This is a genomic window from Streptomyces varsoviensis (assembly GCF_000718635.1).
Classification (GTDB): Bacteria; Actinomycetota; Actinomycetes; order Streptomycetales; family Streptomycetaceae; genus Streptomyces; species Streptomyces varsoviensis.
In genome coordinates, this window is record NZ_JOBF01000002.1 from 389,728 (window position 1) to 404,893 (window position 15,166).

Sequence of the window (15,166 nt, forward strand, 5' to 3'; positions counted from 1 at the left end):
GGCCACTTGGCCGAGAAGACCCGCGCCCCGGCCGTCACGCGGGCTGCGTCGCCGCCGCGATCCGCTCCGCGCGCAGCGCCTCGTACCACTGCTCGTCCACCGGCGGCAGCGCGTTCACATCGAGCGCCAGCTTCAGCAGCAGGTCCGCGATGAGCGGGTTGCGGGCCAGCACCGGGCCGTGCATGTACGTGCCGAAGACGGTGTCGTTGAACGCGCCCTCGGTGCCGTCGCCCGTGCCGTTGCCCTTGCCGAACCGCACCCGCGCCAGCGGCCGCGCGGTCGGGCCGAGGTGCGTGACGCCCTGGTGGTTCTCGAAACCGGTCAGCGGCGGCAGCCCCAGCCGCTCGTCGATGTCGCCCAGCACGTCGCCGACGCACCGTTCGCCCTCGCCGCGGGTGCTGACCACGTCCAGCAGCCCCAGGCCCTGCTCGCGCTGGCCGAGGTCGTTGATGAACTCATGGCCCAGGATCTGGTAGCCCGCGCACACCGAGAAGACGATCGCGCCGTTGGCCACCGCCCGGTTCAGCCCGCCGTCCCGGCGCAGCCGCTCGGCCGCCAGCCGCTGCGGCCGGTCCTCGCCGCCGCCGATCAGGTAGATGTCCCCGGAGGTCGGGATCTGCTGGTCGGAGCGGACGTCCAGGCGCTGGACGTCCAGCCGGCGCTGGCGCGCACGCCGCTCCACCACCAGGGCGTTGCCCTGGTCCCCGTACGTGCTCAGCAGGTCGGGGTAGATCCACACCAGGCGCAGACTGCTCTGGCTCATGGGTTAAGGCTCCTTTAGCGGGTGTCAGTTGCCGACGCGGCGGCGTACGTCCTGGAACGCGGTGTAGTTCGCGATGACCTCGATCCGGCCGGGCGGGGCCATCCGCACCGCCTCGTCGACGTCCTCGCACACCCGGAAGTCCAGCCCCGCGACCTCCAGCCGCACCGCGAGGTCCAGCTTGCGGTCGCCGATGACGAGGATCGGGTGGCCCGCGAGGCGGGTGTAGTCCACGTCCCACAGCCAGGAGGTGTCCGTGCCGTCCGCGCCGCGCGCGTTGACGCCGAGGATCACCGGCGTGGGCGGCGGGTCGATCAGCGAGAACGTCTCCAGCCAGCCGGCCGGGTTCTTCGCCAGCAGCAGCCGCAGCTCCCGCTCCAGGAACGTCACCACGTCGTACCGGCCGGCGACCGCCTGGACCTGGTACATCCGCTCCAGCGCCACCTGCGGCGGCACCCCGAAGGCGGCGGCCACGGCCGCGGAGGTGGTGGCGTTCGCCTTGTTGGCCCGGCCCGGCAACTGGAGGTGGATCGGCCACGCGCTGCCGTGCGGGTCCAGCACGTAGTCGCCGGAGAGCGCCCAGCTCGGGGTGGGGCGCCGGAAACCGCACTCGCCGCAGAACCAGTCGTCGCCGGGGCGCTGCATCACGCCGCCGCAGGACGGGCACGACCAGGCGTCGTCCTTCCATTCCTGGCCGGCCGCCACCCACACCACGTTCGGGGAGGAGGAGGCCGCCCACACGACGAGCGGGTCGTCGGCGTTGGCGATCACCACGGCCTTGGTGCCGGCCAGGCCCTCGCGCCACTTCTCGGCCAGCATGCGGGTCTCCGCGGCCCGGTCGAGCTGGTCGCGCGAGAGGTTCAGCAGCGCGATGGCCTTGGGCTCCACGTCGCGCGCGACGCCCGCCAGATACTTCTCGTCCACCTCGATCACGCCGTACCGCGCGTCGGACCCGCCGGCCAGCGCGGAGGTGATGCCCGCGGGCATGTTGGCGCCCAGCGCGTTCGAGACCACCACTCCGCTGGCCCGCAGCGCCTCGGCGATCAGCCGGGTCGTCGTCGTCTTGCCGTTGGTCGCCGACACCAGGACCACGTCCAAGTGGACGGCCAGCCGGGCCAGCAGGTCGGGGTCGAGCCTGAGCGCCACCTTGCCGCCGATCACCGATCCGCTGCCGCGGCCCGCGGCCCGCGATACCGCCGCCGCGGCCCTGCCCGCCGTCACGGCCAGCTTGGCCCGCGGGGACAGCGGCTCCGTGTTCCCTGCCATCGTCCTAGCTCCTCCTTGCATCCGGCGCCGCGCCTGCCTCTGGGTCCGCCGGCGGGACGCCCCCTCCGCGCCGAATCGCCAGCCGGGAGGCATCGGTCAGGGATCAGCCTATCGAGATCCGGCCGTGGGCCCGAACCTGCCGCCCGCGGACCGTACGCTGGAACGTATGCGAAACGGCACGATCCCCGGCAGCACCGGACGCGTACGGCCCATGCGGCTGCTCGGGGACCCGGTCCTCCAGGCGCCGTGCGCCGAGGTCGAGGAGTACGGCCCGGGCCTCGCCGCGCTCATCGAGGACATGTTCGCGACCATGTACGCGGCCCGGGGCGTCGGGCTCGCGGCCAATCAGATCGGCGTGCCGCTGCGGGTCTTCGTCTACGACTGCCCCGACGACGAGGACCGCCGCCACCTCGGACACGTCGTCAACCCCCGGCTCGTCGAGGCCGACGGGGTGCGCGTGCGCGGCCCGGAGGGCTGCCTCTCGCTGCCCGGCATCGAGGCCGGCACGCCCCGCTTCGACCGCGCCGTCGTCGAGGGCACGACGCGGGACGGCGCGCCGGTCCGGGTGACGGGGACGGGCTTCTTCGCCCGCTGCCTCCAGCACGAGAGCGACCACCTCGACGGGGGCCTGTTCACGGACCGGCTGACGGGGCTGCGGCTGCGCCGCACGCTGCGGGCGGCCCGGCGGGCGCCATGGTCGAAGCCCGGGGCGCCCGCCGAGGCCGCCGAGGACACCGGGCCCGCCGAGGACACCGGGCCCGCCGAGGCCGCCGGGCCCGCCGGGTCCGCGGTTTCTGAACGGCCCGCGGTGTCCTGACGGCCTACGGCCTCTTCGCGGGACCCACGAGGCCGGCTGTCAGAAGCCGGGGCCGTCCAGCCGGTCCCCGGCCGCGGCCAGCCGCCCCCACAGCAGGTCGGCGAGGTGGCGTACCAGCTCGGCGCGGGGGAACGGACGCTCGCGCAGCCACCAGTCGCCCGCCGCGTGCATCATGCCGACGATGCCGTGGCCCCAGGCCCGCGCGAGCTGTTCGCCGCCCGGTCCGAGGTCGACGCGCTCGGCGATCACCTCGGCCAGCTCCTCGCCGAGCCGCCGCAGCAGCGGCGCGGAGTGCCGGCCGACGTCGAACCCCTGCTCCGAGGGCTGCTCCTCGTCGGCGGGGTGCATCAGGAAGCGGTACACCTGGGGCCGGGTCTCGATGGCCACCAGATAGGTGTCCAGGGTGGCCTCGACGCGGTCGCGGCGGGGGACGGGGGAGTCGAGGGCCGCGCGCAATCCGTCGAGCAGGGCGTCGGTGTGGCGTACGGCCAGCGCGCGGTAGAGCCCGCCCTTGTCGCCGAAGTGCCGGTACAGGATCGGTTTGGTGATCCCGGCCTCGGCCGCGATCGCGTTCATGGACGCTCCCGGTCCGTCCCGCATGACCACCCGGTCCGCGGCCTCCAGCAGCTCCTTGCGCCGCGCCCGCGCGGCCCGCTGCTGATCTTCCCGCTGACTGGTCTCCACCATGTGTGCCTCCCCGCCCCCGTGACTCTTGACGCATGCGCAACGTAACACCCGTTCCACTGAGCGGATCGGGGTGTCGTCCGAGCTTGACAGCCCTTACTGGCGAGTAACACACTCATGTTACCGCTAGTAACAAGTAGTTGGAGGGGTCATGGCCGAGTTCACCATGGAGCTGAACGAGGACCAGAGGGAGGTGCGCGACTGGATCCACGGATTCGCCGCCGACGTGATGCGCCCGGCGGCGGCCGAGTGGGACGAGCGCGAGGAGACCCCCTGGCCCGTCATCCAGGAAGCGGCCAAGATCGGCATCTACTCCCTCGACTTCTACGCCCAGCAGTTCTTCGACCCCACCGGCCTCGGCATCCCCATGACCATGGAGGAGCTGTTCTGGGGCGACGCGGGCATCGGCCTGTCCATCGTCGGCACCGGCCTCGCCGCCGTCGGCGTCCTCGCCAACGGCACCGAGGAGCAGATCGGCACCTGGGTCCCCCAGATGTACGGCGACGCCGACGACGTGAAGCTCGCCGCCTTCTGCTCCTCCGAGCCCGACGCCGGCTCCGATGTCGCCGCGATGCGCACCCGCGCCGTCTACGACGAGGCCAAGGACGAATGGGTGCTCAACGGCACCAAGACGTGGGCGACCAACGGCGGCATCGCGGGCGTCCACGTCGTCGTCGCCGTCGTCGACCCCGAGCTCGGCTCCAAGGGGCACGCCTCCTTCATCGTCCCGCCGGGCACCCCCGGCCTCGCCCAGGGCCAGAAGTTCAAGAAGCACGGCATCCGCGCCTCGCACACCGCCGAGGTCGTCCTGGAGGACGTACGCGTCCCCGGCCACTGCCTGCTCGGCGGCAAGGACAAACTCGACGAGCGCCTCGCCCGCGCCCGCGAACGCGCCCGGAGCGACGGCGAGCGCGTCAAGAACGCGGCCATGGCCACCTTCGAGGCGTCCCGCCCGGCCGTCGGCGCCATGGCCGTCGGCACCGCGCGCGCCGCCTACGAGGAAGCCCTCGACTACGCCCGGACCCGCACCCAGTTCGGCCGGCCCATCATCGACAACCAGGGCGTGGCCTTCCAGCTCGCCGACATGCGGACCCAGATCGACGCGGCCCGGCTGCTGGTGTGGCGCGCCTCCTGGATGGCCACCACCGGCAAGCCCTTCACCTCCGCCGAGGGCTCCATGTCGAAGCTGTTCGCCAGCGAGACCGCCAAGAAGGTCACCGCCCAGGCCGTCCAGATCCTCGGCGGCAACGGCTTCACCCGCGAGTACCCGGTCGAGCGCATGCACCGGGACGCCGCCATCTACACCATCTTCGAGGGCACCAGCGAGATCCAGCGCCTGGTCATCGCCCGCACCGTGTCGGGCATGCCGATCCGCTGACCACGCGCCGCGCCCCGGCCCGCTCCCACCGGGAGCGGGCCGGGGCGCGGCCTTTCTCAGTGCTGCCGCAGCAGCTCCAGGACGGCCGCCGCCGACCACGAGAAGTTCGAGGAGTTGCGCCCCGCGCCCGTGAGCGGCTGGTAGTTCTCATGGATCGGCCCGTTGCCCAGCAGACCGCGGGCGTGGCGCAGAAGGTTCTCCTTGGTGCGCTCCGCGTCGTGGTGGTAGCCGTACTCGCGCAGCCCGAGGATCGCGAAGTACGCCTGGTCCAGCCAGACCAGCCCGCGCCAGTACCCGGTCGGGTCGAACTTCGGGTTGTTCCGCGCCACCGTCGGCAGCGGCATATGGGTGGCGAACTGCTTCGGGTCGACGAGCGCGGCCCGCACCGACGCCGCCTGCCGGCCCGTCGCGACGCCGGCCCACAGCGGGATGGCGCCCTCGATGCCCTTGCCCGCCGAGGTGAGCGGCCCGCGGCCGTGCGTGCCGTAGTCGTGGAAGAAGCCGTCGGCCGGGTCGTACATCCGCTGCTGGACCTGGCGCTTGAGCCGGTCCGCCTGCCGGTGCCAGTCCGCCGACTCCGCGAACCGCCCGAGTGCGTTCGCCGTACGGGCCAGATAGCGCTTCTCCGCGTACAGATAGGCGTTGAGGTCCACGGACTCCTGGGCCAGCGAGTAGCCGACGGTGCGGCCCCGGCGGTCGGTGTTGGTGTCGACGCCCGCGCCGTCGAAGCGGGGCGCGTTGTCCATCCCGCTCTCCCAGGCCGCGGCGAGCCTGCGCTCCTTGGTGCTGTCGTTGGCCGGGTCGACCGTGGCGCCGTACTCCGCCAGGCCGTTGTGGTCGTGGTCCCGGTTCCGGTACCACCACGCGTGATACGCCGTCAGCTTCGGGTACATGCGGCGCAGGAACTCCCGGTCCCGGCCCCGCTCGTACACCTGCCACACCGCCCAGGCGGCCAGCGGGGGCTTGGAGTTGCGCTCGTTCCAGTTCTGGCCGCCGGTGCTCGCCTTGTTGTAGAACACCGCGTCCGGGACCATCCCGGCGTCCTGCGGCCGGTCCTTGGAGGCCGCGGTGATCTGGTAGTCGAACATCGACTCGATGGTGGAGGCGGCCAGCCGGGGCGCGAACAGCGCCGTCGAGGCGGCCTCCTTCCACGAGTCCCACGCCCAGAAGCCGCCCGCGAAGTCCTTGTTGGTGAGCGACGGAGTGATGCCGTCGGAGCGGAGCGCGCCGGCCGGGCTGCGCCAGTTGGTCACCAGGGTCTGCACCGCCTTGGCCGCCGTGCGGCGGCGGTCCGGTGCGACGCCGTGCAGCGCGCGGGAGAGGTACTCCCGCCAGCGCTCGTCCCCGCGGAACGCGACCCGCTCCGGGTGCGCGAGCGCCTCCCGTACGGCCGGCCGGTCCCTGCGCCGCTCGGCCTCGGTGAAGGTGTACGACTCGCTCCAGACGAACGTCGCCGTCCTGCCCGGCCGTACGGTCACCGCCTCGCGGGCGACGGTGCGGTAGCCGTCGCCGTGGACCGAGGTGTGCACCGCGGTGGCGTGCGTGACCTCGAACCGGGCGGCGGTGGTGGTGAGGTACTCGGTGTACGAGCGGACCCGGGCGAAGCCGACCGCGACGCCCGCGGGGGTCGCCCGGAGCCGGGGCGCGCTGCGGATCGGCTCGTCGGTGTGCCGCAGCAGCGTCCCCGACCAGGAGGCCCGCAGTGTGCGGGCGCGTCCGCCGTCGTTGTGGACCTTCGCCTCGACGAGCGCGGTGCGGTTGCTGGCGTAACGCAGCGTCAGGGTGATCCGCAGCCCGTCGACGCGGAAGGACTGGAGGAGGAGGCCGGGGGCGGACTCGATGGTGGGGGAGCGGTCCTCGGAGAGCGCGATGGTCCGGTGCGCCCGGGTGTCGAGGAGCGCGAATCGGGAGAAGGCGCGGCTGAGGTACCAGGGGTACTCCTCCGCCAGGTACATCGGTCCGCTGAATCCGCCGAGCTCGTCGTGGTCCGTGGCGGCGGGGAGGCCGTACGCGTGCCAGGCGCCCAGGTCCGCGAAGACGTTGAGCGGATTGTCGCCCGGCGGCTCGGCGGTCGCGGGGACGCCGTGGAGGTCCAGCAGGTCGCTGAGGCCGTGCCGGAACTCGGGGGTGTGCACTGCGCCGCCGGTGGTGGACCGCGGCCGCGTCGTCTGCTGGTCCTCGGGCTGCTGGTGCTCCGCCGCGAGCGCCGGTGCGACGGGCAGCAGCGCGGCTCCCAGCGGTACGAGCGACGACGCGGCGAACCGCCTGCGAGATAGGTCCGACATGGGCATCCTCACGTGACGAGGGGGTCTGGCAGGGCAGACCCTAACTCCGGCGAGGCGTCACTTTAAGCCCCTGACTCTCGTCTGCCTCTGGGTTCACTCCTGTGACATACCGGGGTGTTCCGGAACAGGCTCGCGCCGCCTCGAACGGCCGAATCGCCGCGCCGCCGCCTTCACCCCGAACCTCGCGTTCCGTTTACTTGAATTTCCTCCGACGTCGCCCGTAGGTGTGCGGACGTTTCCCCTTCGCCATTCAAAACGGCCATTTCGTGCGGGTGTGTTGCGGCATCACAGATGGGCCGTCGATCGTCAAGAGGATCTTTTGCGAACAAGACTCGAACAGGCCTCAGTCGTCGCACGCCGCTGAGCTGGGCGTACGCGGGGTGTGTCGGATTTTGTCCGCCGGAGGACTGGGGGAGATCTTTCCCTGCGCGCCGAAGATCGACGCAAAGACGTCTCTCATCAGCCGACTTTACGATAGTCAGGTTGTCGCATGACCTTCCCTTGGCTTAACTGTGGGTGAGGGGGCGTCAGCGGCCCGTGTGGGCCCCGGGCGTGCCGACCCCTGACCGGCCGCCTGTGCTCGGCGGGCCGCAGCCGGTGGAACACATCGACGCGACCAACCGCTGGAGGGTTTTCATGGATTATCCGAATCGGCTCCGTGACGCTATTGCTCAAGCCGAGACCACGCCCCTGATCGGCGTTTTCGACATGTTCTCCGCCTCCGTGGCGGCCCAGCACTACGACGGAATGTTCGTCTCCGGATTTGGTTTCGCCGCCTCCCACTACGGGCTGCCGGACATCGGATTCATCGCGTGGCCGGACATCGTCGCGTTCGTCCAGCGGCTGCGGCTCGCCTTCCCCCGGCAGCACCTCCTCGTCGACATCGACGACGGTTACGTAGACCCGGAGACGGCCTGCCACGTCGTCCAGCACCTGGAGGCGATCGGCGCCTCCGGGGTGATCCTGGAGGACCAGCAGCGCCCCCGGCGCTGCGGCCATGTCGACGGCAAGCAGGTACTCCCGCTGGAGGCGTACCTGGAGAAGCTGGAGATGGTCCTCTCCGCCCGCCGCGAACTGGTCGTCGTCGCCCGCACGGACGCCACGGAGGAGGGCGAGATCCTGCGCCGCGCCGAGGCGCTGGCCGCCACGGACGCCGATGTGATCCTGGTCGACGGGGTGCGCAGCGTCGACTGGATCCGCAAGGTCCGCGAGGTCATCGGCGACAAGCCGCTGCTCTTCAACCAGATCGCGGGCGGCAAGTCGCCGCGCCTCTCGCTGCCCGAGCTGAGCGAGCTCGGCGTCGACGTGGCGATCTACAGCACGCCGTGCCTGTTCGCGGCCCAGACCGCGATCGACCAGGCCCTCTCGGAGCTGAAGAAGGCCGAGGGCAGGCTGCCGCAGTTCACCGCGGAGAGCGTCGGCGTCGCCGAGTCGCTGGCCCTCTTGGAGCGGAACATCAGCCGGCACCACACCCCGGCCGGCGCGGCGCTCTGACCCGGCGCGGGCCCACGTCGCCCGCGCCCCTCGCGGAACGGGAGGCCCCGGTCGGCAGGACCGGGGCCTCCCCCCACGCCCGTACGCGCCGCCTGAAGCGCCGCCCGTACGCGCCGCGTGAGCCCACGCCCGTACGCGACGTGCTAACCCCCGGCCGTACGGGCGCGAGCGCCGCGCCCGCGCCCGTACCGCCCCGCCGCGACCCCCGCGGCCCATCGGAAAGGAAGAGGGAGACCCCGTATGCCGCTGTCGTCCCCATCCCGTGGACCGCGCGCCCTGCGCGCCCTGCGCGGCCGCGTGGACTGGTACATCGTGGCCCTGCTCGGCACGGTCGGCCTGGCCGCGCTGCTGCCCGCCGACGGCACGCCCGCCGAGGCCCTCGGCATCGCCACCAAGGTCGCCGTGGGCCTGCTGTTCTTCCTCTACGGCGTCCGGCTCTCGCCCCAGGCGGCGCTGGGCGGGCTCGCCCACTGGCGGCTGCACCTGCCCATCCTGCTGTGCACCTTCGCGCTCTTCCCGCTGCTGGGCCTCGCCCTGCGGCAGCTCCCCGAGTCCGTGCTGGGCGCGGAACAGGCCACCGGCATCCTCTTCCTGTGCCTGCTGCCCTCCACGGTGCAGTCCTCCGTCGCCCTCACCTCGATGGCCCGCGGCAACGTGGCCGCCGCCATCTGCTCCGCCTCCTTCTCCACCCTCCTCGGCGTGGTCCTCACGCCGCTGCTCGCCGCGCTGCTGCTGAGCGGCGGCGCGAGCGGCACCGTCCCCTTCTCCATGGGGCAGGTCACCGACATCGTGGTGCAGCTCCTGCTGCCCTTCCTGGCCGGGCAGTTGGCCCGCCCCCTCCTCGTCGAATTCGTCACCCGCCACCGCATGCTGACGCTGGTCTGCGACCGCGGCTCGATCCTGCTCGTCGTGTACGCCGCGTTCAGCAAGGGGATGACGGCCGGCATCTGGCAGCGGACCTCCGTGGGGCGGCTGCTCGTCCTCCTCGCCCTGTGCTGTGCCCTCCTCGCGCTGATACTGACCATCGCCGCGAAGGGCGCGCGCCTGCTGCGCTTCGACCGCGAGGACCAGGTGACGGCCGTCTTCTGCGCCTCGACCAAGAGCCTCGCCAGCGGCCTGCCCATCGCCACCGTGCTCTTCGCGGGAGAGGAAGTCGGCCTGGTCATCCTGCCGCTGATGCTCTACCACACGCTCCAACTGATGGTCTGTACGGCCCTGGCCCGCCGGCTCGCGCGCCGCGCCCCCGAACCGGCCGAGCCGGCCGAGCCGCGCCCGGCCCCCCAGGACGCCGCCCCGCGTACGGACGTGGCACCGGGGGCCTGAACGCCGACTACTCGCGGGGCCCGACGACCTCCGTCCCCTCCGTGATCGTGATCGCCATCGCCGGGCAGGAGTCCGCCACGTCCAGCGCGGCCTCCTGCGGCTCGATCTCCTCCTGGACCGGGCGGGCGCGCTCGCCCTCCAGCCGGAACAGTTCGGGCGCCGACCCCGCGCAGATCCCCGAACCGATGCACACGCTCCGGTCCACGTCGACACGCCAGGTCATCGTCACCACCCCACCGGCATCGAGCGCGGCCCGCGCACCAGCATCTCCGTCTTCCACACCAGGTCCCCGGCGATATGCAGCCCGGGCAACCGCAGGACCAGCGCCCGCAGCGCCTCCTGGAGTTCGAGCCGGGCCAGCGGCGCGCCCAGGCAGTGGTGCGCGCCGTGGCCGAACCCGAGGTGGCCGTTGCCCTCCCGCCGCACGTCGAGCTTGCCGGCGTCGGTGAAGCGCAGCGCGTCGCGGTTGGCCGCGCCGACGGCCACCACCACGGGCTCGCCGGCCCGTACCAGCGTGCCGCCCACCTCGACGTCCTCGGTGGCGTACCGGGCCTGGCTCGCGCCGATGCCCAGCGGTACGAAGCGCAGCAGCTCCTCGACGGCGGCCGGGATCAGCTCCGGGTCCTCGCGGAGCAGGGCGAGCTGCTCGGGGTGGTCGAGCAGGGTGCAGACGAAATTGGGGATCTGCGACGCGGTGGTCTCGTGCCCGGCGACCAGGATGCCGACGCAGAGGTCGACCAGCTCCAGCTCGGAGAGGCGGTCGCCCACGTCGCGCGCCTCGATCAGGGAGGTCATCAGGTCGTCGGCGGGGTGGGCGCGGTGCTGCTCGATCAGGCCCCGCATGTAGTCGCGCAGCTCCTCCCGGCTGGCGTGGAACTCCTCGGCGGTCAGGGAGCTGGTGGACAGCGCGTTGTCGCTCCAGACCCGAAAGCGCGGGCGGTCCTCGGTGGGCACCCCGAGCATGCGGCAGATGACGCCGACGGGGATGGGCAGCGCGTAGTCCTCGACGAGGTCGGCGGGCGGACCGGCCGCGATCATGTCGTCGATGAGGCTGTCCGCGAGCGCGCGTATGTCCGGTCGCAACTTCTCGACCTGGTGCACCGTGAAGGCCTTGGCGGAGAGCTTGCGGAGCCGGGTGTGGTCGGGCGGGTCCATGCTGAGGATGCCGGTGGTGGTCTGGGCCTCGGCCTGCCGGGGCTCGTCGTGGCGGCCGGCCTCGGCGCGGCTGAACCGGCGGTCGCCGAGGACGAGGCGGGCGTCGGCGTAGCGGGTCACCAGCCAGGCGGGTTCGCCGTACGGGAGGCGGACGCGCAGCAGCCCTTCGCGGGCGCGCGCGTCCTCGTAGCGCTCCGAGAGTGTCAGGGCGGTCGCTTTGTTGAACGGGTAAGCCGCGGGTTCTATGTCGGTGGCGGTCACCGGTGCCCCTTCCGTCTTCCGTTGTAAGCGTCTGCTTACATACGGTAGGACCGGTGGCGCGGGCGGTCAACGGTGCGTAGGACCAATTCCGGGTTATATTCCAGGTCTTGATCGGGGCCATGCTGACGGCCATTTCGGGGAGGCTCGCGGGATGACCGACGACCGGCCGGAGCGCCGACGGGACGCCGAGGCGACCAGACGGGCCCTCATCGACGCGGCGACCGCGCTGTTCACCGAGCGCGGCTACGAACGCACCACGGTGCGCGACATCGCCGCCCGCGCGGGCTTCAACCAGGCCCTGCTCTTCCGCTACTTCGGCTCCAAGAAGGCGCTGTTCAGCGAGGTCGTGGCCCGACAGGGCTGGCAGCAGGTGCGCGACACCCCGCCCGAGCGGCTGCTGGAGGTCGCGCTGCGCGGCCTCCTCGCCCCCGGCGACGGCCCCCGCGACCGGACGCTGGAGGTGTATCTGCGCTCCACCGGCACCGGCGAGGCGCGCAGCGAGACGCGTCGGCTGCTCGGCCGGGAGTACACGAGCGTGCTGGCCACCCTCACCGACGCCGACGACGCCGAGCTGCGCTCCGACCTGATCCTCGCCTGGCTGCTCGGCATCGGCCTCACCCGCACCGTGATCGGCAAGGACCCGATCGCGAGCGCCGACCCCGACGACATCTGCCGGCTCATGCTCCACGCGTCCCGCACGCTCCTGGAGAAGCTGCCCGACGACGGCTCGGCGTGACCGGCCGTCAGCGGCCGTTTGCCGCGCGGTGCTTCACCCCGAAGCGCTGATCACGGAGAACAGGGCGCCGTCCGGATCGCGCAGCCCCGCCGTCCGGCCGTGCAGCGAGTCCCGCGGCTCGTCCATCAGCTCGCCGCCCAGCTTCTCCGCCTCGCGCACCGCCTCGTCGACGTCCGGCACCGGGAAGAAGACATGCCACCGGGGCCGGACGCGGGGGTCCACCGCCCCCTCGGTGCCGCCCCCGTGCAGGGCCGCGACGCTGCGCCCGTCCACGTGCAGCACCACATGGTCGTACTCCCACCGCACCTCGTAGCGGGCCGGGTCCCGGCCGTCCCAGTCGAAGACGTTGCCGTAGAAGATCGCCGCGTCGAAGGCGTCCCGCGTGCGCAGCTCCGTCCAGACGGAGGCCACCCCCGACCGCAGGCCGCTGCCCGCGCTGCCGGTCGCCTCCCAGATGCCGAACGCGGCCCCGGCCGGGTCGGCGACCAGCGCGATACGGCCCGCCTCGAACTCCAGGGGGCCCACCGCCACGGTCCCGCCGCGCTCGCTGATCGACGCGGCGGTGTCGTTCGCGTTCTCCGTGCCGAAGTACGTCGTCCACGTGACCGGGTACTCCCAGTCGCGGGCCACCTCGCCCACGCCCGCGACCTCCCGGTCCCCGGCGAAGGCCCGCAGATAGCGGCCCCACGGTTCGGGCCCCGTCACAAACCGCCAGCCGAGCAGCGGACCGTAGAAGTCCGCCGCCCCGTCGAGACTCCGCGCCATCAGGCTGACCCAGCACGGGGCGCCTGTCATACACCCAGCCGTCACACCGGACACCTCATATCTTTCCGCCCAAAAAGGCGCATTCAGTCTATGCCCGTCGCCGCCGCGACCTCAGGTGGAGCGGCCGAGACCGGCGAGGATTCTGTCCGGATGCAACGGCAGCTCACGGAACCGGACGCCCGTCGCGTGGTACACGGCGTTGCCGATGGCCGCCGCCGTCCCCACGATGCCGATCTCGCCGATCCCCTTGCTGCCCATGGGGTTCAGCCGCCCGTCGTCCTCGTCCAGCCAGTGCGCCTCCATCCGCGGCAGATCCGCGCAGGCGGGCACATGGTACGAAGCCAGATCGCGCTCGGCGAAGTCGCCGAAGACCGGGTCCAGGGTGCTCCCCTCCAGCAGCGCCATGCCCAGCCCCATCGTCATCCCGCCGATGAACTGACTATGCGCGGTACGGGAGTTGAGGATGCGGCCGGCGGCGAAGACGCCCAGCAGCCGGCGCACCCGCGCCTCCCCGCTGTCCACATCGACCTGCACCTCGGCGAACTGTGCCCCGAAAGAGTGCTTCGCGTACGGCGACGCCGCCTCCTTCTCCAGCTCCGCCGACGTGTCCGCGACCGCCGTCAGCCCCGCCGCCGGCACCTCGCCCCCGAACTCGTCGAGCCGCGCCCGCAGCGCACGGCACGCCTTGTCCACCGCCCAGCCCCACGACGCCGTCCCGGACGACCCCCCGGCGAGCGGCGCGGCGGGCAGCGAACTGCTGCCGATGTCGATGGACACCCGGTCCAGCGGCACGTCCAGCGCGTCGGCCGCGACCTGCGCCAGCACCGTACGGGCGCCCGTACCGATGTCCGTGGCGTTGACGCGCACCCGGAACACGTCCCCGGGCTCGGTACGCGCCTCCGCCCGGGAGGCCGTCATCAGCACCGGATAGGTGGACGACGCGACACCGGTCCCGATGAGCAGCCGCCCCTCCCGCCGCGACCGCGGGCGCGGATCACGCTCGTACCAGCCGAACCGCCGCGCCCCCTCCCGCAGGGCGGCGATGAGCTGCCGGCTGCTGAACGGCTTCCCGCTGTCCGGCTCCACCTCCGGCTCGTTGCGGACCCGCAGCTCCACCGGGTCCAGCCCGGCCCGCTCGGCGAGCTCGTCCATCGCCGACTCCAGCGCGTACATCCCCGACGCCTCGCCCGGCGCCCGCATCCACGACGGGGTCGGCACGTCCAGCGCCGCGACGCGGTGCGTGGTGCGGCTGTTCGGCGACGTGTACATGGTCCGGGCCGGGACCGCCGCCTGCTCCACGAACTCCTTCACCTTGGAGGTCTGCGTGACGACCTCGTGTGCGAGCGCCGTGATCACCCCGTCCTCGCCCGCGCCCAGCCGGACCCGCTGGATCGTCGGCGCGCGATGGCCCACGGCGCACGCCATGTGCGCCCGCGGCAGCGCCAGCTTGACCGGGCGCCCGGTGTGCCGCGCCGCCATCGCCGCCAGCACCACCTGCGGCCGCGGCGTGCCCTTGGCCCCGAAACCGCCCCCGACGTGCTCCGAGATGACCGTGACCCGCTCCTCCTCCAGCCCGAACAGCGGCGCCAGCATCCGCTGCACGGTCGTCGCGCCCTGACTGGAGTCGTGCACCGTCAGCGCGCCGCCCTGCCACTCGGCCGTCGCGGCGTGCGGCTCCATGGGGTGGTTGTGCAGGGCGCCCATCGTGTACGTGGCGTCGATCCGGACCGGCGCGGAGCCGTACGAGGCGTCGAAGTCGCCCCGCTCCCGGCTCCCCACGGCGCCGCCGTTGGCCTCCTCGCACGCGTACAGCCCGGGATGGTCGGCGGTGAGCACGGTGTCGGGCTCCCACGTCTCGTACTCCACGCGGACGGCGGCGGCCATGGCGCACGCCGCCTCCGGGGTGTCGGCGACGGCCAGCGCCACACACCACCCGCGGTGCGGCACCCGGTCGTCCTGGAGGACCCACAGGATCGGGTCCTCGCACTCGCCGAGCCGCGGCGCGTTCACATGGGTGAGGACGGCGACGGCCCCCGGCTCGGACAGCGCCTCGTTCACGTGCACCTCCGTCACCCGGCCGCAGGGCACGGTGGCGGCCACCGGCCAGGCGTACGCGGCGCCCGCCGGGGTGTGCTCGAACGCGTACCGGGCGGTGCCGGTGACCTTCGCCATGCCCTCCAGGCGGACGGCCGGCGCGCCGAGGGCCGGTCCCGCGCTGTGCGTACGTTCCATCCGAGCGCTC

Annotated in this window: 12 protein-coding genes and 1 pseudogene; 5 read left to right on the forward strand and 8 right to left on the reverse strand. The window is 72.7% G+C overall.

Features of this window, described 5'->3' with window-relative positions; translation table 11 throughout:
* Window positions 1-34: 34 nt before the first annotated feature.
* Window positions 35-763, reverse strand: a complete 729-nt coding sequence (locus IF55_RS04310; RefSeq protein ID WP_030874219.1) for a type 1 glutamine amidotransferase — start codon at window positions 761-763, stop codon at window positions 35-37.
* A gap of 24 nt (window positions 764-787) precedes the next feature.
* Window positions 788-2,026 (reverse strand): MurT ligase domain-containing protein, encoded by a 1,239-nt coding sequence (locus IF55_RS04315; protein ID WP_030874217.1) that lies wholly within the window; start codon window positions 2,024-2,026, stop codon window positions 788-790.
* 166 nt (window positions 2,027-2,192) lie between these two features.
* On the opposite strand from IF55_RS04315, the pseudogene def reads away from it, so the two are divergent.
* A pseudogene (gene def, locus IF55_RS04320) lies at window positions 2,193-2,729 on the forward strand (peptide deformylase); the annotation flags it as partial.
* A 153-nt stretch (window positions 2,730-2,882) separates the two neighbouring features.
* On the opposite strand, the gene IF55_RS04325 reads toward def, so the two are convergent.
* Window positions 2,883-3,530, reverse strand: coding sequence for a TetR/AcrR family transcriptional regulator (locus IF55_RS04325; protein WP_398244495.1), 648 nt, complete (start codon window positions 3,528-3,530; stop codon window positions 2,883-2,885).
* 148 nt (window positions 3,531-3,678) lie between these two features.
* Here IF55_RS04325 and IF55_RS04330 point away from each other — a divergent pair, with 148 nt between their 5' ends.
* The gene (locus IF55_RS04330) at window positions 3,679-4,905 is read left to right on the forward strand and encodes an acyl-CoA dehydrogenase family protein (RefSeq protein WP_030874210.1); all 1,227 of its coding nucleotides are present in this window, start codon (window positions 3,679-3,681) and stop codon (window positions 4,903-4,905) included.
* Window positions 4,906-4,961: 56 nt separating this feature from the next.
* Here IF55_RS04330 and IF55_RS04335 read toward each other — a convergent pair whose 3' ends face one another.
* Window positions 4,962-7,190: an MGH1-like glycoside hydrolase domain-containing protein gene (locus IF55_RS04335; protein WP_245661050.1), complete on the reverse strand. Its 2,229-nt coding sequence runs from the start codon at window positions 7,188-7,190 to the stop codon at window positions 4,962-4,964.
* A 636-nt stretch (window positions 7,191-7,826) separates the two neighbouring features.
* On the opposite strand from IF55_RS04335, the gene IF55_RS04340 reads away from it, so the two are divergent.
* Together IF55_RS04340 and IF55_RS04345 are read left to right on the forward strand one after the other, a co-directional pair.
* Window positions 7,827-8,684: an isocitrate lyase/PEP mutase family protein gene (locus tag IF55_RS04340; RefSeq protein WP_030874205.1), complete on the forward strand. Its 858-nt coding sequence runs from the start codon at window positions 7,827-7,829 to the stop codon at window positions 8,682-8,684.
* A 240-nt stretch (window positions 8,685-8,924) separates the two neighbouring features.
* A complete protein-coding gene (locus IF55_RS04345) occupies window positions 8,925-10,007 on the forward strand; it encodes a bile acid:sodium symporter family protein (protein WP_048831509.1) in 1,083 nt (360 codons plus the stop codon).
* A 7-nt stretch (window positions 10,008-10,014) separates the two neighbouring features.
* Here the strand turns inward: IF55_RS04345 and IF55_RS04350 are convergent, their stop codons facing one another.
* Together IF55_RS04350 and IF55_RS04355 are read right to left on the reverse strand one after the other, a co-directional pair.
* Window positions 10,015-10,230 (reverse strand): ferredoxin, encoded by a 216-nt coding sequence (locus IF55_RS04350; protein WP_030874200.1) that lies wholly within the window; start codon window positions 10,228-10,230, stop codon window positions 10,015-10,017.
* Between the two features lie 2 nt (window positions 10,231-10,232).
* A complete protein-coding gene (locus tag IF55_RS04355; protein WP_030874198.1) occupies window positions 10,233-11,423 on the reverse strand; it encodes a cytochrome P450 in 1,191 nt (396 codons plus the stop codon).
* 151 nt (window positions 11,424-11,574) lie between these two features.
* Between IF55_RS04355 and IF55_RS04360 the strand changes: the two genes are divergently transcribed.
* Entirely contained in the window at window positions 11,575-12,159 is a 585-nt protein-coding gene (locus IF55_RS04360) for a TetR/AcrR family transcriptional regulator (RefSeq protein ID WP_030874196.1), read from the forward strand.
* A gap of 33 nt (window positions 12,160-12,192) precedes the next feature.
* Here the strand turns inward: IF55_RS04360 and IF55_RS04365 are convergent, their stop codons facing one another.
* A complete protein-coding gene (locus tag IF55_RS04365; RefSeq protein WP_245661051.1) occupies window positions 12,193-12,954 on the reverse strand; it encodes a VOC family protein in 762 nt (253 codons plus the stop codon).
* 81 nt (window positions 12,955-13,035) lie between these two features.
* Window positions 13,036-15,156, reverse strand: a complete 2,121-nt coding sequence (locus tag IF55_RS04370) for a xanthine dehydrogenase family protein molybdopterin-binding subunit (RefSeq protein ID WP_030874191.1) — start codon at window positions 15,154-15,156, stop codon at window positions 13,036-13,038.
* Between the last annotated feature and the right edge of the window lie 10 nt (window positions 15,157-15,166).